This window comes from Aequorivita echinoideorum (genome assembly GCF_018476645.1).
Taxonomy (GTDB): Bacteria; Bacteroidota; Bacteroidia; order Flavobacteriales; family Flavobacteriaceae; genus Aequorivita; species Aequorivita echinoideorum.
The window spans coordinates 91160-113422 of the sequence record NZ_JAHCTB010000002.1 but is presented as its reverse complement, the minus strand read 5'-3'; the positions used below and the strand labels follow the sequence as shown (position 1 = coordinate 113422).

General features: G+C 38.9%; 24 protein-coding genes and 1 riboswitch. Of the genes, 5 read left to right on the top strand and 19 right to left on the bottom strand.

The annotated features are described in order from the left end of the window. Nucleotides 1-4: 4 nt before the first annotated feature. The 3 genes from KIV10_RS04175 to KIV10_RS04165 all read right to left on the bottom strand — a co-directional run bounded on the left by KIV10_RS04175 (nt 5) and on the right by KIV10_RS04165 (nt 2775). Nucleotides 5-949: a DUF5829 family protein gene (locus KIV10_RS04175; protein WP_214112246.1), complete on the bottom strand. Its 945-nt coding sequence runs from the start codon at nt 947-949 to the stop codon at nt 5-7. Nucleotides 950-1512: 563 nt separating this feature from the next. Continuing rightward, nucleotides 1513-2421 (bottom strand): NAD(P)/FAD-dependent oxidoreductase, encoded by a 909-nt coding sequence (locus KIV10_RS04170; protein ID WP_214112245.1) that lies wholly within the window; start codon nt 2419-2421, stop codon nt 1513-1515. Between the two features lie 15 nt (nt 2422-2436). After that, nucleotides 2437-2775 (bottom strand): MerC family mercury resistance protein, encoded by a 339-nt coding sequence (locus KIV10_RS04165; RefSeq protein WP_214112244.1) that lies wholly within the window; start codon nt 2773-2775, stop codon nt 2437-2439. A gap of 85 nt (nt 2776-2860) precedes the next feature. On the opposite strand from KIV10_RS04165, the gene KIV10_RS04160 reads away from it, so the two are divergent. Beyond that, nucleotides 2861-3238 carry a Fur family transcriptional regulator gene (locus tag KIV10_RS04160; RefSeq protein WP_214112243.1) on the top strand — a complete coding sequence of 126 codons (378 nt, stop codon included), beginning with the start codon at nt 2861-2863 and terminating at the stop codon, nt 3236-3238. 109 nt (nt 3239-3347) lie between these two features. Here the strand turns inward: KIV10_RS04160 and KIV10_RS04155 are convergent, their stop codons facing one another. The 6 genes from KIV10_RS04155 to KIV10_RS04130 form a co-directional block, all read right to left on the bottom strand. Further along, the gene (locus KIV10_RS04155; RefSeq protein WP_214112242.1) at nt 3348-4283 is read right to left on the bottom strand and encodes a Brp/Blh family beta-carotene 15,15'-dioxygenase; all 936 of its coding nucleotides are present in this window, start codon (nt 4281-4283) and stop codon (nt 3348-3350) included. A gap of 5 nt (nt 4284-4288) precedes the next feature. Further along, nucleotides 4289-5416: a DUF2254 domain-containing protein gene (locus KIV10_RS04150; protein WP_214112241.1), complete on the bottom strand. Its 1128-nt coding sequence runs from the start codon at nt 5414-5416 to the stop codon at nt 4289-4291. Then, nucleotides 5417-6109 (bottom strand): bacteriorhodopsin, encoded by a 693-nt coding sequence (locus tag KIV10_RS04145; protein WP_214112240.1) that lies wholly within the window; start codon nt 6107-6109, stop codon nt 5417-5419. A gap of 483 nt (nt 6110-6592) precedes the next feature. Beyond that, complete coding sequence (locus KIV10_RS04140; RefSeq protein WP_246516181.1) at nt 6593-7681, bottom strand: YncE family protein; 1089 nt, start codon at nt 7679-7681, stop codon at nt 6593-6595. Nucleotides 7682-7686: 5 nt separating this feature from the next. After that, the gene (locus KIV10_RS04135; RefSeq protein WP_214112239.1) at nt 7687-9519 is read right to left on the bottom strand and encodes a TonB-dependent receptor plug domain-containing protein; all 1833 of its coding nucleotides are present in this window, start codon (nt 9517-9519) and stop codon (nt 7687-7689) included. A gap of 33 nt (nt 9520-9552) precedes the next feature. Further along, nucleotides 9553-9889, bottom strand: a riboswitch (cobalamin riboswitch). 53 nt (nt 9890-9942) lie between these two features. Continuing rightward, nucleotides 9943-10737: a DUF4198 domain-containing protein gene (locus KIV10_RS04130; RefSeq protein WP_214112238.1), complete on the bottom strand. Its 795-nt coding sequence runs from the start codon at nt 10735-10737 to the stop codon at nt 9943-9945. Between the two features lie 159 nt (nt 10738-10896). On the opposite strand from KIV10_RS04130, the gene KIV10_RS04125 reads away from it, so the two are divergent. Both KIV10_RS04125 and KIV10_RS04120 read left to right on the top strand, forming a co-directional pair. Then, complete coding sequence (locus tag KIV10_RS04125) at nt 10897-11844, top strand: aldo/keto reductase (RefSeq protein WP_214112237.1); 948 nt, start codon at nt 10897-10899, stop codon at nt 11842-11844. Nucleotides 11845-12107: 263 nt separating this feature from the next. After that, the gene (locus KIV10_RS04120; RefSeq protein WP_214112236.1) at nt 12108-13541 is read left to right on the top strand and encodes a glycosyltransferase; all 1434 of its coding nucleotides are present in this window, start codon (nt 12108-12110) and stop codon (nt 13539-13541) included. A gap of 149 nt (nt 13542-13690) precedes the next feature. On the opposite strand, the gene KIV10_RS04115 is transcribed toward KIV10_RS04120, so the two are convergent. Genes KIV10_RS04115 through KIV10_RS04105 form a run of 3 tightly spaced genes read right to left on the bottom strand, consistent with a single transcriptional unit; the run spans nt 13691 to nt 16031 of the window. Further along, nucleotides 13691-15001, bottom strand: coding sequence for an APC family permease (locus tag KIV10_RS04115; protein ID WP_214112235.1), 1311 nt, complete (start codon nt 14999-15001; stop codon nt 13691-13693). A gap of 4 nt (nt 15002-15005) precedes the next feature. Continuing rightward, entirely contained in the window at nt 15006-15563 is a 558-nt protein-coding gene (locus tag KIV10_RS04110) for a hypothetical protein (protein WP_214112234.1), read from the bottom strand. 6 nt (nt 15564-15569) lie between these two features. Further along, nucleotides 15570-16031, bottom strand: coding sequence for a GNAT family N-acetyltransferase (locus KIV10_RS04105; RefSeq protein WP_214112233.1), 462 nt, complete (start codon nt 16029-16031; stop codon nt 15570-15572). A gap of 200 nt (nt 16032-16231) precedes the next feature. Between KIV10_RS04105 and ffh the strand changes: the two genes are divergently transcribed. Continuing rightward, nucleotides 16232-17560 (top strand): signal recognition particle protein, encoded by a 1329-nt coding sequence (gene ffh / locus KIV10_RS04100; protein ID WP_214112232.1) that lies wholly within the window; start codon nt 16232-16234, stop codon nt 17558-17560. Nucleotides 17561-17750: 190 nt separating this feature from the next. Then, entirely contained in the window at nt 17751-18632 is an 882-nt protein-coding gene (locus KIV10_RS04095; RefSeq protein WP_214112231.1) for a bifunctional 5,10-methylenetetrahydrofolate dehydrogenase/5,10-methenyltetrahydrofolate cyclohydrolase, read from the top strand. Here the strand turns inward: KIV10_RS04095 and KIV10_RS04090 are convergent. The 7 genes from KIV10_RS04090 to KIV10_RS04060 form a co-directional block, all read right to left on the bottom strand. Further along, nucleotides 18629-19084: a YkvA family protein gene (locus KIV10_RS04090; protein ID WP_214112230.1), complete on the bottom strand. Its 456-nt coding sequence runs from the start codon at nt 19082-19084 to the stop codon at nt 18629-18631. The genes KIV10_RS04095 and KIV10_RS04090 overlap by 4 nt on opposite strands. Nucleotides 19085-19130: 46 nt before the next feature. Next, nucleotides 19131-19628, bottom strand: coding sequence for a thiol-disulfide oxidoreductase DCC family protein (locus KIV10_RS04085; RefSeq protein WP_214112229.1), 498 nt, complete (start codon nt 19626-19628; stop codon nt 19131-19133). A gap of 11 nt (nt 19629-19639) precedes the next feature. Then, nucleotides 19640-20674 (bottom strand): AI-2E family transporter, encoded by a 1035-nt coding sequence (locus KIV10_RS04080; protein WP_214112228.1) that lies wholly within the window; start codon nt 20672-20674, stop codon nt 19640-19642. A 5-nt stretch (nt 20675-20679) separates the two neighbouring features. Then, nucleotides 20680-21108: a VOC family protein gene (locus KIV10_RS04075; protein ID WP_214112227.1), complete on the bottom strand. Its 429-nt coding sequence runs from the start codon at nt 21106-21108 to the stop codon at nt 20680-20682. Beyond that, entirely contained in the window at nt 21108-21347 is a 240-nt protein-coding gene (locus tag KIV10_RS04070) for a DUF7218 family protein (protein ID WP_214112226.1), read from the bottom strand. Before KIV10_RS04070 ends, KIV10_RS04075 begins: the two co-directional genes overlap by 1 nt. Nucleotides 21348-21405: 58 nt before the next feature. Next, the gene (locus KIV10_RS04065; protein WP_214112225.1) at nt 21406-21591 is read right to left on the bottom strand and encodes a hypothetical protein; all 186 of its coding nucleotides are present in this window, start codon (nt 21589-21591) and stop codon (nt 21406-21408) included. Between the two features lie 85 nt (nt 21592-21676). Then, entirely contained in the window at nt 21677-22240 is a 564-nt protein-coding gene (locus KIV10_RS04060; RefSeq protein WP_246516180.1) for a hypothetical protein, read from the bottom strand. Nucleotides 22241-22263 lie beyond the last annotated feature (23 nt).

The window sequence follows — 22263 nt, the reverse complement described above, 5'->3', positions numbered from 1 at the left end:
GAATTTATTTTGATTTCAGTTGTTGTTTAAAATGCCAGCGGGTGGAACGTCCACTGTTTTCGATTTTGAGATTATGAAAATCAAGCGTGCGGTTGTCCATTGCATTCAAAGTCCCGTCAATTCGGGAGATGTAACTCTTCGTAATTGTTTGGTTTCGAACAAGGGTTACGTCAATATTTCCCACGGCAAAATTTAAGGTGTCTTGGCTCTTCAGTTTTAATTTACAGCCTAATAATTGTAGTTCTTTCGAGATTCGGTAATGGTCTGCACGGCTGCATTCAATTTCAACTTGTGTGACATTTTCAAAAAGTTTTTGTGGCTTGTAGCCTCCTTGCAAATAAGCTTCCTCAGTATATTTTTCGATATTTTTATTATAGAGGGCAGACAAAAACTCTGGGTTTCTATAGGAATACCAAGTGTAGATATTGGTTTCCATTCCCACGGTATAAAAGGGCTTATACCAAATTATATTTTTATTGTTTACAAGGAATGTAACGGTATCGCTTTCAGTTAAAAATTTGGTGTCCGTTTCTTTTAAATGTGGTTTATTTTGAAGCGAAAATCCATTTTCTGCTTCTAGTGCGAAACCAATTCCATTTTGGCCAACAGGTTCTGCAAAACTGTTCTGAGGGCCCAAAATTTCCAAATAGCTATTCCTGCCCCGTAAATAAATAGACTTGGCTGTGGAATCAATGGGACTGAAACCGGGAAGCCCGCTATCCATTCCCGCATAAGTTGATTTTAAATAATCATTATGGAGCATCATGTTATATGATATACTATCCAAAACCACATACAAATGGCTGAAGGAAACCTGGTTTTCCGTACGGCTAAAAGATTTATTGATTGCGCTTTTGTCAATTAAAGCATCTTTCTGTTTCTGAACAGGTTCGGTACAACCCAAACAGAGCAGAACAATGGAGGTTTTTGCAAGAAAATCCCAATTCATTAATGAGTATTTTAAAATTTGAAAAAAAATGATGACTCCGGAAGAGCTATTTCAAAAACAGGTATAATAACAGGCGCTTCGCTACATTTAGGTCTGTACACGCACGGCTAAGGCAAACTTTTAGTGAAAACACATACATCATCTTTAACAAGCCAAGAGTAGGAACGGCCTGTTATGAATACCTGCAAAAATTTTTATACTAAATAATGAGGTGGAGGTCTGGAAAAAAGAGGATTGTGAACAGCAGTGTTCTGAATATACTGATTAGCAGATTCAATAATTGTTTTTTTGTGATTTAAAACAAATTCCTTTTTTAAATCTGGATATGGATCATGGGGAAGTAGAACCGGCGTGATGTAATTGTTCGTAATCGCGAGATCGCAGAGAACACAATGTACGGCATGTTTATCATCATCTAAGCTATGAAAGAGCGAGTGGACTCCAGCCAGCTTCACCGAAATGAATAATAGAAGAAGGACTAATGCCGTTTTATTTTTAATTGCTTTTCCCATACCAATAGTTACAAAAATAGCAAACTATTCTTGCAAAGTTGTTTCCTATTCTCAAAAATCCGCCACACAAAGTTCATTATTGGCCATAGCGCCCGCAATATTTCCGGTTGCCACGGCATAGGCTACCGAACGCATAGGGCTGGCATTATCCCCACAGGCAAAGATGCCGGGAATAGTTGTTTTTTGTAAGAAATCTACTTTTAAATGACCAATTTCAGTAAGCTCGCAACCCAATGCTACGGGCAGATTTATGGATTGTTCAAACGGTAAGGCCGCATATACTGCTTTAAAATTTTCCTCCTTTCCGTCGGCAAAATGTACGGATTTCATATATCCATTTTCGTACGAAATAGATTGTAGGGGAATTTCGTTAATTTTTATTCTATTCTTTTTCAATTTTTGAAATTGTTCCTCGGTGAATTCAGCTTTGCCTTGGGTTAAAATGGTTAGTTCCTTCGTTAGGTTTCGCACCAGCGCAGCGATGTGAAAGGCACGCTCGCCATTTGCCATAATGCCCGTTTTTGCGTTTTTAAATTCATAGCCGTGGCAGTACGGGCAATGGATGGCAGAAATCCCCCAACAATCCGAAAAACCTTCAATATTTGGCATAATATCTTTTACTCCGGTAGCGAAAATCAGTTTTTTTCCCCTAAAGTTGTTTCCTTTTTCGGTTTCAACCTCAAAGCCAGCTGCAGTCTTTTTTCCGCTTACCACAAAATCTTCTTGGAATATTACTGTTGGGTAATTCAAAACTTGTTCTTTTGCCTTTTCAGAAATATTCCTCGGCGTTTCCCCATCGTGTGTTATAAAATTATGCGAATGCGGTGTTTGCCTATTGCAAGGCTGCCCGGCGTCAAGTATCAATACGTGCCTAAGCGACCTGCCCAGTGCCAGGGCCGCGGAAAGCCCCGAATAACTCCCGCCGATAATGAGTACGTCAAAGTCTTTCTGTTGTTTCATAATTCTAATATATAATCAATTTCTTTGGCTTCTGTAATTCAAAAAATGTCCTGTAATAAGTCCGAATGCACCCACATAGATAAGCCCGGTGTGCATATGAAAAATCAAATCAACAACGATGGAGACCGCAATAAGGATAAACGAAATAAGTAAGGTCATCTTCACCAGCCGTGTAGCATTACCGCTTAAAACACGATATACCGGAAACGCACCCAAAAAAAGAAAACCCATGTCAATATAGGGATTGTCCGTAATTCCAAAAGGAACAATGAGTAAAAGGGGTAGAAGCAGGCAGTGGATCAAACAGAGCAAGGCAGCGCCCATTCCTGCCAAGTCAAACAAGCGTTCTTTCATAATAAAAGATTAGTGCAACAATGTCGCAAAAATAATCATTATCTTTGCAAATGCAACAGTGTTGCAATAAAAGTTTTAATTGAAGATGAGAAATACACAGGCCACGCAAAAAATTTATGATATTATCAAGGATTCGGAAATAGCACTATCCCATTCAGAAGTTCAAAATATGCTGCCCGAGGGATTTTGTGATAGGGCCACGATCTACAGGGTTTTGGAAAGGTTGGCACAGAAAGGTTCAATCCACAAAATTGTAAATGTGGATGGGGTGATTAATTATGCGGCCTGTGAATATGCTGCCAATACACCATCTGCTACCCACGTGCATTTTAATTGCGAACGCTGCCAGACGGTTACTTGTCTTGAGGAAATAAAACCGAATTTCACCCTTCCGAAAAATTATAAAATACACCAAAGCAATTTTGTGCTTTCTGGAATTTGTCCCAACTGTTCCGCGAATTAGATAATTTATTTCAGGGTTTATCACATAGTTTATTGATGATGGATAATGTATGGATGGTGTATGGATAATGTATAGATAGTGTATGAAAACACTTGTGGCGTGTTTAGGCCTAAAATTCCATTACCCCCACTTTTCCATTTCTGAATAAAAACTTCTGCGGAACGGCTTTCTGTAATGCCATCAAGGCTATATGCGGGATTGTGGTTGCTGCCAACAGAAATAGAATCAAATCCTCAGATTGAAAATTTTCCCTGAAATAATACCCAATACCCAAAATGCCAATCGAAATAAGGTAAATACCTGCCGATTGTTTCAGATAAATAAAGAGCTTATTTGAAAATTTATCTTTTTGAATGGCTTGGATTTGTGATACCAAGGAAGGGAGGCTGTGGAAAAATACAAACACTAATGTAAAGCTGATGAGAAGATTTGTAAGCAAAGACGCGGATAATACCAATAATAATATCCCAACAACCAGTATGAAATTTGGAAATGTAAGTCGGCGGAATGAAAAATAGGAGAGCAGTATTACCAGTGTCATAATCAAAAGTATGAGTGTTCCGCCACGCAGTATTTCAAAGGAAATATTTGAAAGGTGAAAATGTTCCAATACAAAATACAACTGCTCATAAGACCCAATAAACATTAAAGTAAAAAGATTGATACCATAAAGCAAATAAATGGCATACGCGGCAAATCCTTTCGCCATTAGAAGTCCGCTTAAAAGTTTCCCCCCAAAATGATAGGCGCTTAGTATCAGAAAAAACAGAATCCCGATTTCCCTAGTGAAAAATAGAAGAAAAACCATTATAGAAATGATCGCGATATACACAATCAATTTGATGGCAATATTCGGCAGGCCATCAAGAGCTTTGTGCTTCAATAAATACAAATCATTGCAACCGTGGATAAGCCCTATGGTAAGTATAAGAAAAAGGCAAGTGTAAAACACCCAAGGTAAATCTGGATTAAAGGCGCCTGTCCCCAAAACTCCTAGGAATAACGCGGAGATTACAATGCTGAAAATTAAAGCCTTTATCCACAAACCTTTTATGATTGGGTTCTATATCGCGCAATATTTCTCTTGGCATTTTCCAAAACCTTTACCAGCAAAGGGTCATCGTGCATATACCGATCCATCTCTACAAAACACCAATTCTGTAAGGTTTCAAATTGCAAAGGTTTGGTCACTACAATCCCGCCATTTATATGAATAGTTTCAGGAATGGGTTGGTAATCGATAAGAATCTGCGAAAGGTATTCAATGGCAGTACGGGAAGTTCCGGGGTCATTGATGGCCGGCGAACTTGCTTTTACGGCTACTTCAACAAAATGTTTGATTCCGGTTTCCACAAGATCCATAGGCACTTCATTAGAAATGGGCAAGGCCTTTAAAATGCGTCTGAGGGTTTTGTCGCTCACTTTTTTCCCAAGGGAAAGCAACTTTTGGTCCCTATAAACAAATTCCCCCAAATGGATTTCCAGTTTTATGGGAAGATTGTGTTCCTTGGAAATTTTGGCAAGCGATTCAAAATCGGGTTTCTGTATATAGCCACAATGCTGGGAGAAAATTTCAATTGTTTCGTTAGTTGATATTTCTTCTTCATTCCCTTTCTTTTGGTTGAGTTTATCCACCCATTTTTGATTCTTTAGGGTTCTATTATACATATCCTTAAAAATTTTATTGATATGGATGCTCTGTGAAATGGAATGAATAAAATAGATAAAAAGAAACACACTGATTATGGCGAAAAGAATCCCAATGCACGCACCAATGGCCGGATGGCTATCATTAGTGTCAAGGCTTACGGCCGCTGCCATTATCATCGCGTAAATAATGGTGCCGCTGGTCACGCCAAGAATCAATTGGTGGTGCTTTTCAGATAGGAGCAGTGGTATAAGACGTGGCGAATAGTTATTGATGTTTCGGTTCAAAACATTCATAACCATGGTATAGCTAAAGATGGTTAGCGTAAAAATCCCTCCAATAATAAAAGAGTAAATGGTCTGGTTGTCCTCCTTCGCTGTAATTAGAAAATATTTCAAGATACCATCGTTCTCAATTCCCAGATCTATAACATTCAACAGAATTGCGAATAAGCAAAAACATAGCGCCAGCCCCGAAGGCAGTAGCGCTATGCTGTTACTTATTTTTTTTAATATGACTTTAGTTTGCAATTAGGCAACTTTTTTGTCCATACCTATTCGTCCAAGGGCTTGTTCCGCGGGAACATAACCTGCAGCAGCAGACTGTTTTATGGCAATATACGTAATCATTAAACCATAGATGGCTTTAGAACTTACGTCGGCTATGGTGAAAAGGGCTTGACGTAAAACTACCCCATCGGCTGAATTCATAAACGCCGGTACCAAATAGGCAATTGGGTAAAGCGTCCAAGCAAACATCATCAACCAGAATACTTTTATTATGGTAGTGTTGGTGCCGCCTGTCAATGTTGCTCTCTGCGAGGCAATGGTTCCGCCCACCATAAAATTCATAATTACGAAAAATACGGTACTTTTGGCACCCCAAATATAGAGATTGGTGATCTCAGAAACCTCATAAAGCTGGCCAACGTACCCTGTAATAATCATTCCCCAAGCTGCCAGAATAAGTAAGGTCGCTTTTTTGAAAAGGGCTGCGCCAGTTACATTTAGCACAATAAGCAATTGTACCAAAAGACATGGAATGGTTACCATCCAGTTCACATAACGGAAACCATTGCTGAAAGTACCTTCGGAAAGCACATAACTGTTACCATTATAGGTGAAAATATCAGTAAGCAGGCTGGCCTGACTTACAAGAATAAGCCCCGCGCTTACCATAACAATACAAGATAGGGCTGTGGCTATACGGTACTTTGGTGCCACAAATTGCGAAACGATTAGAAAAAAACAAGGGCCGCTAGGTGTGCCCCTACGCCCATGGTTAACAGATGGTCAATAGCTTCAAATTGCCCAACGCTGTACTCAAATAAATTTTCAATGTTTTTCATAGCATTTGTTGATTGGTTAACTTTTTTTGTCGAAGATATTTAGAAAAAGGTTCAACAATTGTTAAAGCATTTACAAAAAATGAAGTTTTTAAGAAATAAATATTTCTCCTTTTAAAAACGTGGATTGATGAATAGCACATTGCTAACATCAAAAGATTTAGGACGATAATCTTACAAAGGAAGTATGCTTCTATCTTAAGTTTGAAAGTTTATTCTGTGATAAACATTGAAAGATAAAATATAGGATGTGAACGCATCCTTCAAGATTATTATAGAAAACCAAAGAATTGAGTTGAAAGGAAATGGGACGAAACGGAATTACTGCCAGTCCATTTCGTCCCATTTCAATGAATGAAAATTATTCATTTTCAAAGTAGAAAGCTCTCGGTATCACCCCCACATTAAATGTATTTTGGAGAATCCCCTGTAAACTGAAAACAAATGCCTGCCCATTTGAGGAATAATCCTTGGCATCGGCAATGTATATTTTTCCATCATTTACATTAAATCCGTACAGAACTTGAACGCCGGCTTCTTCGGTAGTGAATATTGGAGTTGTATTGAGCACAAAACTGTTGCTATTAACCGTAAAAATTTCGTTATTCAAGGTATAATAAAGCATTCCATTTTCCATTTCCAAAAACCCTGGGTGCTGTGTTTCGGGAAAGTCAATTGTGCTCTCCACGGTTTGGCTCGCCAAATCAATTTTATAAATCCCGCCCAATGTCTCGTCTTCGGTATAAGCTGGTTTTCCGGCGCAGAGCACATACAATTTTCCGTTATCGGCAACCATTCCGTCCGGCACGTCCGCTACCGTTATGGTTCCATTTACGCTCTGGGAGGCCACATCAATCACGGTAATGGCATTGCCAAACCCGTAACCACCCTTATGGGCCACATATATTTTTCCGTTCTCCACCAAAAGTTTCTCAGGACCTTCCCCAACGGGAATCTGTGCTTCCACCAGGTTGGTTTCGAGATTTAATACGGCCACAAAATCATCATTGGCATTGGTTGGGTCACCCCAATTCGTAATAAAACCTTTGTTTCCGGAAAATGCTATGTAGCGCGGGCTGGATACCATTTCTGTAATCGTGGCGATTTCCTCAAAGGTATAGCGGTCCACAACTTCCACGGTAGAACTATTATTGACAACTATATAGGCGTTATCTTCAAAAAAACCCATACTTTGGGCGACATCGCCCAGATTTCTATTATTTACCTCCGTAAAAATTGAATTTGAAAGCTCCCCATTTTCACCCACAAAAGATACCGATGCATTTGAATTCCCGAAACCGCCTTCGTTCAAGATAAACATTCCATTGGCATAGGCGCCCGCCGGCGGCAATTCTTCCTGTGGAAGCGCATCATCATCGCTGTTGCACGACACTGTAAAAATGGAAATCAATAATAGAAGAAGGTACGGTTTGAACATTGTTTTTTTCATTGTTTTTAAAATATTAAATTGATATAAAAATTAAAGTTTCTTCCCGGCATCGGTCGGTTAAGTGCGCTTTGGTAAGCCGCATTCCACAAATTGAGGGCCTGTACGCCCAGCATATAGCGCTTCCGCTTTCCAAATGAATATTCGGCGCCTAAGTTGGCGGTCATATAACTATTTAAAATATTTTCTTCGGAATTGTCCGTGCTGGTATACACTTTCCCATTCTGGAGATGTTGGTAATAGGCCGAAAAATTCCCAACTCCATATCCTACTGAAGCAGTAAATTTGTGAAACGGCACGTAGGTAAGTTGATTTCCGGTTTCCTTATTTTCTGAAACGGTGTATGCGTACGTAGCAGTGGCGTTCAGTTTGTGTTTTCCGAAATCTTTATTTGCTGAAAGCACACTCTCAATGCCATAAATTTCAACCTCATTGGTGTTTTTTGGCCTAAATATTCCATCGTTGCCTGGAATGTACCGAAGCAAATCGGTCACTGTATTATAATATCCGGTAACTAAAAGCGAGGCATTATTAATATGAAATTTATTACTGACTTCTCCTTGATACGAAGTTTCCGGCTTCAAATCTGGATTGCCCAGCCCGGTCCAATAGAGGTCATTAAAAGTTGGGATTCTGAAATTCTTTGAAGTGTTCAATTTTAACTGGTAGAAATCGGTAACCTCAGCGCTTATCCCGGCGGAATAGAGCAGGGGATTGCCGTAATTTTCATTGGTTTCCTGCCGAAGGGTAATTTCATATAAAAAAGATTTCGAAATAAAATGCTTAAACCCCAACAGAGCAGCGGCAAGATTTCGCGTTTCCGAACTAATGTCTGAACCCTCGCCGCTATTTCTGGTGAAATTTCCCCCAGCCGAAAGCAACATTTTTTTTGAAATTGAATAGTCCAGCGAATACTTGGCAATCACGCTTTCAACGGTGCCGAAAGTGAAAAAATCACTATCAATATTCGCAAAATAATTATATTCTTCAGTTGTAGAAGCGACTTTCAAATTTGAAGCAAAGCTGCCCCAAATACTTTCCCACTCCACCAAAGCACGGGTGTTGAAATCTGTATATTTCGTTTTTAGGGCATTGGGCGTAGGCACGGAAAAATTCCTTCTTCCGTCATAAACATTCGCATAAAAATTCAATTTATTTTTTAAGTTTAATTTTGAACCGGCGGCAAAGGCCACGTTCGTATTTTGATATTGACCGTTTACATTTTTGCGTTCACGCTCTGGAAAAGGATAATCATTATCAGAACCATTTCGGGCAACGCCAAGCATTACGCTCAAATTTTCTGATGAATATGTTGTGCGATAATCAACCCCGTAGGTATTGAATTCGCCGTAATTCATAAAAAGTTGATTGCTGAAACCTTTATTATAATTCAATTCATTTTCCAAATGGATGCTCCCGCCAATGGCGCCGCTTCCATCCACAACAGAGCCGCCCGGTTTTACTTCAATTTTGTTGTATCCGCGTGTATTTATCGTATTGAAATCGGTTTGCCCCGTAGTCTGTGAGTTTATGTTGATTCCGTTCCACAGCACCGCGGTCTGCGATGCGGTTGTCCCGCGAAAGGATGGCGAAGAAACCATTCCCAAACCATTTTCCTTGAAATAAATAGGCGTGTTGAATGTTAGCAAATTGGTAAGCGAGGCCTGGTTCCGTTTTAGTACGCTATCCTTTAGAACAGTAGCAGTAACCGTATATGCAGAATCCTGAATTTTGAAGGGTGTAAGATACACATCATCGAGCGCGGTAACGGGATCCGTCTGTGCGTTCAACAAACCGGTGAATCCACCGAAAAGTAGGAAAATGGTAACTAGATGCTTCATAAACCCAAGGCCTTTTACCCGAAAGCCATTGCTTAAAATGTTGGGCAGTTGGCAGGTCTCCTGGCTTGCGTCCCGGTAATTTTCCTTCCCATCCCAATAGCTATCGGGACAGTGGATTTTTCTGAAGAAATATAATTACGGGCATCCGCTTTTGGCGGACAAAGCTTACAGTTGCGGGAACAGCATAGGACTTGTGATTTACAATTTTCGATTGCAGATTTTTGATTTCTGCACAACCTGCAAGGTTTTCAAAACTTCCTGCAAGGTTTTCAAAACCTTGTAGGTTTTAATCTTCAATCACGCACCTATTTCCCTTTTAATGTTTCTGAAAGAAAAACTTCAGAAACAAACCAAATGCGGCGCAAAAGTAGGAAAACGAAATGCGATTACAGCAGAAAATTTTTATTTTCAATTGAAAATGCCTCAAATTCCGAAGCTATAGGTTGCCCAAAAACTTTCCCAGTCGGCATCCTTACTATCCGGTGAAGGTATCATATGGGTTACGTGTACAAACCAATCTCCCTCGCGGTCTATAGTAAAATTGCATGTGCCGTTTGCGTCAGTTCGGGAAGTTTGGGAGGTGGCCGACTTATTTCCGGTGCGGTTTCTGGCGGTGATTGTTTTATTGGCTAATGGTTTTCCCTTGAATAGAATTTGGGCGTGTAGCGTTTCTCCGATTTCCAGGCTATATGGATTTTCCAAAAGAACGATTTCCAGATTTTGACCTACAATAGTTTTATATAATGTATCATTTGCTTTTGGTTCACTTTGCACAAGCAATTTTAAATAGCGGGTGTAACGCTCGCGCTGTTCCGTTTTATTGACTTCATCTATGGAAATATTTTCAATATTATCCTCTTTCAAGTACGATTTGAATTTTTCATTCGGCAACGTGATTTTAGCATAATTTCTTTCCGAATGGATAAGTGCAAGCCCGTTAAAATCTACTTTTCGCTTTAATATTGGAAAGGCGCCATTTTTGTTTTCTTTTAAAAGATTCACAGCTCCGTTTTCATTCAGCATTTCAAATTTTTTGGTCATTTCAGCCTGTAATGGCCTTTCCAATTGCACGTTGAAACCATCTGCGACAAATAGGTGTACTTCGAGCATATCGCCTTTTTGGAGTCGATATTGGTAGGCAAGCAAAATATATTCGTGCGCCACGGCGGCAGTCGCAATAAAGGCGGCAATTAAAAAAATGAAATTTCTTTTCAGCATAACTTTTTGTTAGGGAAGTTTTCAAAATAAAACAGGAAAGCAAAATACTATTTATTTAACAATTGAGGCTGGGCGCACAAACATAGTTATCATAAACTTCACATATTTTGAAATTGTCCTATGTAAATTTAAACTTTTAAAAATCTAAATTTTGAACTGATGGAAAAACGAGAATTGGGAGATTCCGGACTGCACGTGTCACCGCTAACTTTTGGCGGAAATGTATTTGGCTGGACGGTAGATAAAGAGCAAAGTTTTAAATTACTTGATGCCTTTGTAGACGCAGGTTTCAACTTTGTGGATACCGCTGATACTTACAGTTGGTGGGCGCACGGAAACAAGGGTGGTGAGAGCGAAGCAATTATTGGGAAGTGGTTTGCTTCTCGAAAAAACCGGGATAACATCATACTTTCCACAAAAGTAGGCTCACAGAATAATGAGCATCCTGTGGATGTAAGTAAAAAATTTATTCTAAAGAGCGTGGAGGAATCGCTGAAAAGGTTGAAAACCGATTATATCGATCTATATCAAACACATTTTGATGATGAGAAAACACCGGTGGAAGAAACACTTTCAGCTTATGATCAATTAATAAAAGAAGGAAAAGTTCGTGTTATTGGGACCTCAAACATGTCGCCAGAACGAATCCGCGAATCCTTGAAGGTTGCCGAAAAAGAAGGATTGCCCAAATACCAAACCCTTCAGCCGGAATACAGTCTCTTGGAGCGCGAAGGATATGAAAAAAAATTGCGAGGCATCGTTGAGGAAAATAATATGGGTGTACTGAGTTATTTTTCACTAGCGTCCGGATTTTTGACCGGAAAATACCGAAGCAAGGAAGATCTTGATAAAAGTGAACGTGGCGATTCAGTAAAGAAATATTTGGACGATAGGGGAAAGCGGATTTTAAAGCAATTGGATGAAATTTCAGAAAAGCACAATACAACACAAGCCACAATATCATTGGCATGGTTGATGGCGCAACCAACTATTACCGCACCTATTGTAAGTGCTACATCATTAAAACAAATGGAATCAATTATAGATGCGCCCAAACTTAAACTTGATAAAGAAGATATGGAATTGCTGGACAAGGCGAGCAGTTAGAATATATTTTCAATGAATTTTTAGAACATCAATAATCGAGAATTATTGATGTTTTTTTATCCCCGCTTTTCAACTTCCGAAGCAATTAATGTAAACATTTTATGTATATCTGTTTACCAAACTGTATAAAAAATACACAATTTAAATATTTCTGAATTGGTTAAAGGCCTTGCTGTCAGCACTTTTTTCAATGGCACAACACTTGCCTTTTGGGAATTCAAAATATCACGACACAATTTTAGAAATTTAGAAAGCGCCCAATAATGAACACCCATTCAAAAGAAACCCAAAGTTCCGTTGCCATTTCAAAAGAAGGAAATAACCAGGATTCCCTAAAAAATCTAAACTTCACCCCAAAAAACGTAAGAACACCACTAGGAATTTTTGTTCTGGCAAGTACGTTCTTACTTATGTTCGCCGGGGCATTTTTGGTATATGAACTTCAGCCGGAGTTTTATCAATTCAATTCTGATAGGATTAATTCGAATTGGGGCTTTGCAATATTTTTGGTAACAGCTGCACTGTTTCTTTTCAAAGGATTGTTTTTCCTCTATAATTTATACTTGTATTTTCGCTATCGCTCCATAAAATCCGTCAGCGATGAACTTTTGCCCACGTGCACGGTAATTGTGCCGGCCTACAACGAAGGAAAGCAGGTTTGGGATACATTGATGAGCTTGGCAAATAGCAATTACCCTGAGCACAAATTACAGCTGATCGCAATTGATGATGGTAGTCAAGATGATACTTGGCACTGGATGCAAGAGGCAAAAGCTAAACTGGGAGCACGTGTTTACATTTACAAACAACCCGAAAACAAAGGAAAAAGGCATGCGCTCTACCGCGGATTTAAATTATGCGGCACGGGTGATATTTTTGTGACCGTTGATAGTGATTCGGTTGTGGAGGCAGATACGCTGCGCAATCTGGTGAGCCCCTTTGTAACGAATGAAAATTGCGGTGCTGTTGCCGGGAATGTCCGGGTTTTGAATAATCAAAAATCCATTATCCCAAAAATGTTGAACGTAAGTTTCGTCATGAGTTTTGAGTTTATCCGTTCCGTTGAAAGTGCGCTGGGTTCGGTGCTATGTACGCCGGGAGCCTTGGCTGCCTACAGAAAAAAGGCTGTTTTTGCCTGCTTGCCCGAATGGATAAATCAAACATTTATGGGGCAGCCATCAGATATTGGTGAAGATAGGGCTATGACAAATATGATCCTGAAACAAGGTTACCACGTTCTTTTCCAAAGAAACGCCTACGTGCTTACCAATGTTCCGGAGCGTTACAAAGGGCTTTACAAAATGTTCATCCGTTGGGCGAGAAGCAATGTGCGGGAGAATATCAATATGGCAAAATTCGTCTTTACGAAATTTAGAGAAGGGTCAACCGCCGGCACAAGGCTGTTGTTTTTCAATCAATGGTTGAAACTGATAATGGCGTATCCGTTAATTATATTGATGCTTGCTTTCGTAATAATGCACCCCATCCTATTTTTGACCTCCACGTTTTTCAGCATTTTGGTGGTGTCAAGTTTCCCGGTATTATTTTATGCGAAGCGATATAATATTGCTGAATCATTTTGGGCATATTCCTATAGCATTTTATACACCTTTGGGCTATTTTGGATAACACCTTACGCCATTGCCACCGCAAACAGAAGGGGTTGGTTAACGCGTGGACTTACAGCGAAAAAATAAAGGAGAAAAAGAATTGCATTCCCAATGTCAATATTTGGGGCCTTTTATTACAACTTGGGAATGCAACTAAACCTGTTGATAACAGTAGGTTTGTTTTGATTGTTGCGGTTTTGGAAAAATTGATTTTTAGTAGGGATCTTTTTGGGCCATTACCGCAACTTTCTCTTTTTATTCTTTTCTGAAGTTTTATTTTTCTTGTAAATCCATTCAACAAGAAAACAAAATACTATAATTCCCAAAGAAATACCCACGCCAAGCAGATTTGAATTTGATTGCTGAATAATAAGCGTGACAAAGGCTATTGCGCACAAAATGGAACCCGAAAGCGTTATAATTTTATTGGCGTTAATTTTTTTCGCCTTGCGAAAACCCACATAGTTTACAACAGCAAAAATAAGAAGAAATCCTGCGCTACCCGAAGTTGAAATACTTTCCAAATTCAAGAAATTAGCTGCAATTAATGTCAAAATCACGGTTATTAAAAGCCCAATGGGTTTATTCCAAAGTTGATCCGTAAAGGCGTGCGGAAGCTCATCATCTTGTGAAAGTTCATAGCTAACCCGGCTCCCGCCATAAATCGTGGCATTTATTGCGGAAAAAGTTGAAATAAGTGCCGCAATGGTCATAATCGTAAAACCTATCTGTCCAATCATTGGTTTTGAAGCGGCCGCCAGAACGTAATCTTTCGCTTTGGCAATGGCATCGAATGGTAAGGAGCCCACGGTAACCAATGCAATTATAATATAGAGAAATACCACGAAACCAACTGAGATAAAATAGGCGAGCGGAACATTCTTTTTTGGATTTGCAATATCCGGAACTGCATTGGCTATAAGTTCAAAACCTTCATAGGCAACAAAAATTACCATTCCTGCAGTAAGCAATTGGATAGGGTTTTCCCAGTTTGAAGGATTGAGTTGCGCCACATTTTCATTTCCAAAAAGACCATAAATTCCTAAGCCAATAAACGCGAGAAGAATAAATAGTTTAATAAAAACTGCCACACTTTCTATTTTTCCCACCACTTTGAGGCTGTAATAATTTATAAGGGTTGCCAATAAAATTACGGCCGTAATGAAAATATGGGTATCAATTGATTTTTCACCGGTAATTGAGATTAGATTAGGCGCATACGAGCCGAAAGCGCTTGCATAGAGCGAAAGCATAATGATGTAGCTTATCCAAAGTACATTATTTATTCCCCCGCTAAAAACTCCTGTTCCAAATCCTTCATTCACAAAACGTACCGTGCCACCGCGATCGGGGAAAACCAATGATAATTTTGAAAAGGAATAAGCGGTAAACAGCGCAATGACTCCAGCAAATAAAAACGCCACCGGGGTTCCGCCTTTCCCCAAAGAGACTGCCAAGCCCAAGACGGCAAAAATTCCTCCACCAACCATTCCGCCAATTCCTATGGCGATGGCATCAGTCAGGGTGACTTTATCTTTTTGCTTCATATAATTAATTTAACTTCAATAGTTTATTGAAAATATTAAAATGGTGTTCATTGCTTCTTAATGAAATAGCAAGTTTGTTATCTCTAAAGTAAATGTTGTACAATTCCCCAGTCTTGAACAGTGGAAATAAAATTGAGTATAATCTATCCGTAAGAATTCCTTCTGCCCCTTTGATTACATAATCTACTGTATCCTTGAATTTTTCTTGTTTTCCAAAGAGGCGTTTGATCATATTCGTGTTTTTTGCCCTTTGAATAACAAATTCGGAACAATCTGAAGGGGAAAGTTTTGTTTCCCATAATGCGGAAGTTAACAAGCTTTGTGATTTCGAAGAAAGCAAAAGATTGCCAGTTGATGAGTAAGTAGCTCTTTTATAAGTTAATTTCCAAAGTTTGGGAACTTCTATTTTTGCTTCTATAAAATAGGACCACGCATTAAAATTCCCTCTCACCCTTCCATTCTTTGAGGCAATATAATCTTCAAAATCACTGCAAAAATCTTTGTTTATTTGGTAGAAAGGAGATGACAATTCTCCAGAAGAAGCATTTGATTTTATTTTCATAAATCTCTATCTCAAAATTTTTTCAAAGCAAATGCTATTTTCCACACCCGCATATTGACCGTAATTATCAATCTGTTTGTAGCCACTTTTTTTGTAGAGCGAAATGGCCTCAGGCTGTTTCAATCCGGTTTCCAGCAGGCATTTTTCAAACTTCAGTTCTTTGGCCCAGATTTCCAATTCCTTCAAAATTTCTCCCGCAATTCCTCTTCCTCTATTTTCGGTTGGAACAAACATTCGTTTTACCTCCATTGCGTTGTTTCCAATTTCTTTAATGGCTCCGCAGCCTACTGGTTTTTCATTTTCGTTAAAAGCCACAACAACATATTTTATAGTGTCAATTTTATTGAATTGATCGTAAAAAGCGTGGTCTTGCCCATCGCGTTCAGCGAGTTCGGCATCAAGTTTTTTCACCAACAATTGAAAGTTTCTGTCAGTGGAGTGGGTTCTTTTCAATTCTATATTTTTCATTTTCCGAAATTTGTCGGGCTACTTCAAAGTTAAATCATTTATTCGAAGCCTTCCCGCTTCATTCTATTTTCATTGTTTTCTATTGAAATTCTATAGAATTCTGAAACCTTATTTTTTTTGATACTCCCTTTCAGAATGTTATCTTTGCCAGCAACCCAAAAGCGTTTGCCAAAGGTTGAAAATTTAATGAAAGCAAGATTATGTTCGACAATTTAAGCGATAAGCTGGACAAAGCGCTGCACGTACTTAAAGGGCACGGCAGCATTACTGAAGTAAACGTAGCCGAAACTTTAAAGGAAGTGCGGCGCGCCCTACTGGATGCGGATGTTAACTTTAAAACCGCGAAGGAATTTACCAATACCGTAAAGGAAAAAGCACTGGGTCAAAACGTGCTCACCACGTTACAGCCGGGCCAGTTAATGGTAAAATTGGTTAAGGATGAGCTTACGCAATTGATGGGTGGTGAGACTGCCGGCATTAATTTGAGCGGGGCACCATCCATAATTTTGATGTCCGGTTTGCAGGGTAGCGGTAAGACTACCTTTTCCGGAAAACTTGCCAATTATCTAAAAAATAAAAAAACAAAGAAGCCGCTATTGGTGGCCTGTGATATTTATCGTCCTGCGGCTATTAATCAGTTGCACGTTGTGGGTGACCAAATAGGAGTGGAGGTCTACAGTGAGCCGGAAAATAAAAACCCGGTAGCTATTGCCCAAAATGCTATTGCGCACGCCAAACAAAACGGCCACAATGTGGTGATTGTGGATACCGCCGGACGTCTTGCTATAGATGAGGCAATGATGAACGAAATTGCTGAGGTGCACCAAGCCATTAAGCCACACGAAACACTTTTTGTGGTGGACGCAATGACGGGGCAAGATGCGGTGAATACTGCTAAAGCCTTTAACGATCGATTGAATTTTGACGGAGTTGTGTTAACCAAACTTGATGGTGATACCCGCGGTGGTGCGGCTATTTCCATCAAAAGTGTTGTTGATAAGCCTATCAAATTTATAGGTACGGGCGAAAAAATGGATGCCATAGATGTGTTCCATCCCGCGCGTATGGCAGACAGAATTTTGGGGATGGGCGACGTGGTTTCACTTGTGGAAAGGGCCCAGGAACAGTTTGATGAGGAAGAGGCCAGAAAACTTCAAAAGAAAATTGCAAAGAATCAATTCGGGTTTGATGATTTTCTGAATCAAATCCAGCAAGTGAAAAAAATGGGGAGTATGAAGGATTTGGTGGGAATGATTCCCGGAGCTGGAAAGGCTTTGAAAAATGTAGACATTGATGATGATGCATTTAAGGGTATTGAAGCCATAATCCACTCCATGACCCCAAAGGAAAGAACAGAACCCGCAATAATAAACGGGAGCCGAAAAAAACGAATCGCCAGCGGAAGTGGAACAAGCGTACAACAAGTAAATCAATTGTTGAAACAATTTGACCAAATGAGCAAAATGATGAAAATGATGCAAGGCGGCGGCGGAAAGAAGATGATGCAAGCTATGAGCAGGATGAGGTAATTTTAGTTATCAATTATCAATTATCAGTTATCAGTTATCAGTTATCAGTTATCAGTTATCAGTTATCAGTTATCAGTTATCAGTTATTAGTTTTCAGTTATCGATTATTCTCAATCTCAAATACAAAAATTTGATGCAATTTTTTAAAGTTAGATAATATTTCAACCCACAACCCACAACCCATTAAAATATGACAATCCTAGACGGAAAGAAAATAAGCAACGATATTAAGGCTGAAATTAAAGCTGAAGTGGATAAAATGAAAGCCAATGGCGAAAAAGTTCCGCATTTGGCAGCAATTATTGTGGGTAATGATGGCGCAAGTCTAACGTATGTGAATAATAAAGTACGTTCATGTAAAGAAGTAGGTTTTGATTCTACTTTGGTTACAATGAGAAGCACCACAAGCGAATTGGAACTTTTGGATAAAATTGAAGAACTGAATAATGATGATACTATTGACGGTTTTATAGTCCAACTTCCACTGCCGGAACAAATTCAAACCCAAAAAGTGTTGATGGCTGTAAACCCAGATAAGGACGTTGATGGTTTTCACCCAACAAATTTTGGACGTATGTCATTGGATATGTCCACTTTTATTCCAGCCACACCCTTTGGAATTTTGGAGCTTTTGGAGCGGTACAATATTCCCACAAAAGGCAAACACACTGTTGTGATAGGAAGAAGTTATATTGTGGGAAGACCAATGAGCATATTAATGGGAAGAAGCGGTTTTCCCGGAAACAGTACGGTTACCCTGACCCACGAATACACTAAAAACATTACTCAGATTACCTCACAGGCTGATATTATTATCATAGCCGTTGGAATTCCAGGGTTTTTAAAAGCAGAAATGATAAAAGATGATGCCGTTGTGATAGACGTTGGAACTACCCGTGTTGCCGATGATACCAATCCGCGCGGTTATGTTTTAAAAGGCGATGTAGATTTTGAAAACGCAAGCAAAAAGGCCTCTTTCATTACACCCGTTCCCGGCGGCGTAGGACCTATGACAATTGCGATGCTGCTTAAAAATACACTGTTGGCACGGGAGCAAAGAAGGAATAATTAAATTCCCTTTCCTTCTTTAATTTTCCAATCCAAATACCTGTGCAGATCACTTTCAATCCAGCCCACGCCAATTGTTAGAACGGCAATATCGTCTATATAACCTATTCCCGGAATAAAATCTGGAATAATATCCATAGGATTTAAAATATATAAAAGAGCCAAAACAACCGTTGCAATAGTGAACCACGGCACATTTGGGTAGACGCCATTTTTTACGTCTTTAAGCATTCCCACTAGAATTTTTCCGAGTTCGGCATATTTTGAAAGACTGTTTGCCCCGCTGAATTTTTTATTGATGGCTTCCTCGTTGTCCATTACAATTTCAACATCTTCGTCACGTATTTTTGCTACTTCGCCTTCAACGTATTCTTCAGATATTTCGTTATTTTTTGATGCGGTATCTCTATTGCCGGGATTGAAGTATAGCTGTGATAAAATTCCTTTGAATGACATAATTTGGTTTTTATTTTAAAGGTAAAAAATAGAAAAGGAGATAGTTTTAAAATTTTGTTATAAAAGCTGAAGCGTAAAAGAAATAGAGTAGCGCCGCGAGAAATAAAAGTATCAAGAACCAATAAGGCTTCATTTGCAATGGGTCTTTTCCAAAAAGAATTTTGGACATTGTAAACATAATGGGTCGATGCTTAGCAATAAAATTATAGGTGTGGTCACTCAGCCAAGTGAACCAATTCTGCTTATGATATAAATTGTGAAGAAAATGCTTTGGGTTTTTAAAATAGGTAAAACTTCGGTATGCGGAATCCGGACCGCTATAGATTTTTCCGCTTGGCTCAATGAGTCGAGATGCTTTTTTGAATTTCTTCAGCGGAATATCCTCAAAATACGCTGCAATTTCCTGAAAGGTGATATATGTTACGCGATCTTCGGTTTTGGATTTCCAATGGATAATCCAGTATTTACAAAAACCACATTCGCCATCCCAAACCATTGTGGGATTTTGAGGAGGGAAATTTGTCCTTTCAATTTTGCCAAACATTTTAAGAACATTTATAAGCGTTTATCATCAGGACTGGGTGTTCCGCGACCGTACTCATCTTTATAAATCTTCACAACAACAATAAAAAGGCTAATCAACAAGGGTCCAAAAATAAGCCCAATAAACCCGAAAAGCGGAACGCCCACAATTACACCAATCAATGTAATTAATGGATGCACATCATCCAGTTTTTTTAGCACATAAAGCCTTATAATATTGTCGGTACTTCCTACCACTATCAAACCATAAAGCAAAATCCCCCACGCTTGAAAGTCATTTCCACTGGAAAGGGAAATAATAAAAACCGGAAGAATGCCAATTAACGTACCCACAAAAGGAATCATTGAACCAATGGTGGTAATAACGAACCAAAACCACGGCTCATCTACCCCAAAAATGAAAAACCCAATCAAAGCAATAATACCTTGTGCAACCGCTACAAGTGGGATACCAATGGCATTGCTTCTTACTTTTGCATGACTTTCAGTGCCTATAAGTTTTAGGTTTTTCTTTTTTATGGGAATGTATTCAAAAAGGGATTCGCGCAGTTCACGTCTATTGGTAAGCATATAATAGAGCATAAAATACATCAAACCGATTGCGATGAAAGCATTGAATGTTCCTCCAGCCAATTGTTGCAGATTCGTTGAAACCCAAGAGGTTATGGATGAAGTATCAATTTGCGAATGGATATCATATCCAATTTTACTTTCCATCGAAATGAGTTGCTCTTTTACTGCTTGGGTAAGTTCTTCAGAATTCTGTACGGCTTTTCCAATTTTATTGCCCAGCATTAAAACAATTCCCGCTATTGGAATGAGGATTCCAACAAATGAGACCAATATTAAAAAAATGGCCGCCAAACTTTTGTTCCATTTTTTTCTTATTAAAATTCCCATCCATTTTCTAAATAGAACATATAGAGTGATTGCGCCAAGAACACCCGATAAGTAGGGCAAGATTTCATAAAATATGAGCCCTCCCAAGGTCATAATTAGGAGCAATACAAATATTTGGCGGATTAATTGCGGATCTATGGGTTTCATTGAGTTTATTTGGCGAATAGGTTAGTTAAATTTTTAAAAGCCTTAAATTCCAGAGCATTACCGGAGGGATCCTTGAAGAACATTGTCGCCTGTTCGCCCGGTTGACCTTGAAAGCGTATGTATGGCTCAATAATAAATGTGATGTTTTTTTGAATTAATTTTTCTGAAAAACTTTTAAATTCTTCCATACTTAGAACAACGCCAAAATGTGGGATGGGCACGTCTTTTCCGTCCACGGGATTGCTTGACGATTCATCTTCTACAAATTTTTTATTTAAATGAATTACAAGTTGGTGGCCAAAAAAGTTGAAATCCACCCAATGATCACTGCTCCGGCCTTCCTCAAAACCGAGGACTTCACCGTAAAATTTTCTGTTCATTTCTAGATTATTTACGGGTATCGCCAAATGAAATGGTTGGAGTGAAGTAACCATTAGTTATTCCGAAGCGCTTTAATCAATTCATTTTTTTTCATTTTGGAACGTCCTTCGATTCCCACTTTTTTTGCCTGTTCATAAATTTCGGCTTTGGTCCATTCTTCATAGGGTTTTGCTTTTCCGCCTTTTTTACCGGCATCTGGCGTGTTCGCTATCCGTGCGGATTTTTCCTTACTGTATCCTTTCTCAACAAGGGCCTCGTATTGTTCTACATTTTTGATTCTTGATTTTGCCATAACTTTTCTGTTTGGTACTAAAAAAACCCTTTGCCATAAAGCAAAGGGTTTTAAATAATTAAACTTGATCTGTATCTTTTCTACGTTTTAAAAGCCCAATTCCTGCAAAGAAAAAAATGATTCCCAGTATACTTAGGGCCCAACTGTTCATGCCTACGTTCATACTTCCAAAAACGCCCAACACACCAAGGATAAGGGCGATTCCTCCGGCAATGGTCAATACCAATCCTAAAATTTTAATCATAATCCAGTTTTTAGTTAGCAGATTAAAAGTAAAGGAAAGGTTTCAGTTACAGGCAAATCTTAACAAAACCTTTGCAGCTGAAATATTACTTTGATGATGGCTCCCAGCCTATCATAAAATATTTGAATTTTGCCTCATCGGGTATCTGGGTAGCTTCCACTTTGGCATCCATGTTATAGCGCAATTCTTCGGGAAGATTTTTTTTGTCTATGGTTAAATATATATCTGAATCCTTCAAAAATACGACAACCGAATTTATGGTTGTTTGAATATTATCTATGGTATAATTTGCTTTAACGTCCTTAAAAGTGCTTGCGGGAGTAAGGCCTTTTTCGGTTTTGTATCGTGGATCAAAAACTTGGATATTCGTAATTTCTGAATCTGGGCTGCTTTCATCATTTGGCGAGAGAAGAAGCAATTTGCTTCCATCCTTATCATAAATTTCCACTTCGCCCTGTGTGCCGATGGCTCCCTTTACGGAACTTAATTTTACTATGGAATCATTTGAAAAAATGGAATCGACCTGCTTCATTTTCATTTCTTTCGAAAAATTTCCAACAGCGCCATTTTTAATTAGATAAGGATCGCTGTCTTTCCCGCATTGCACAAAAGCCATTGAGATTCCAGCGATAAAAAGTATTTTTTTCATTATTGAGTTTATTGTTTATAAGA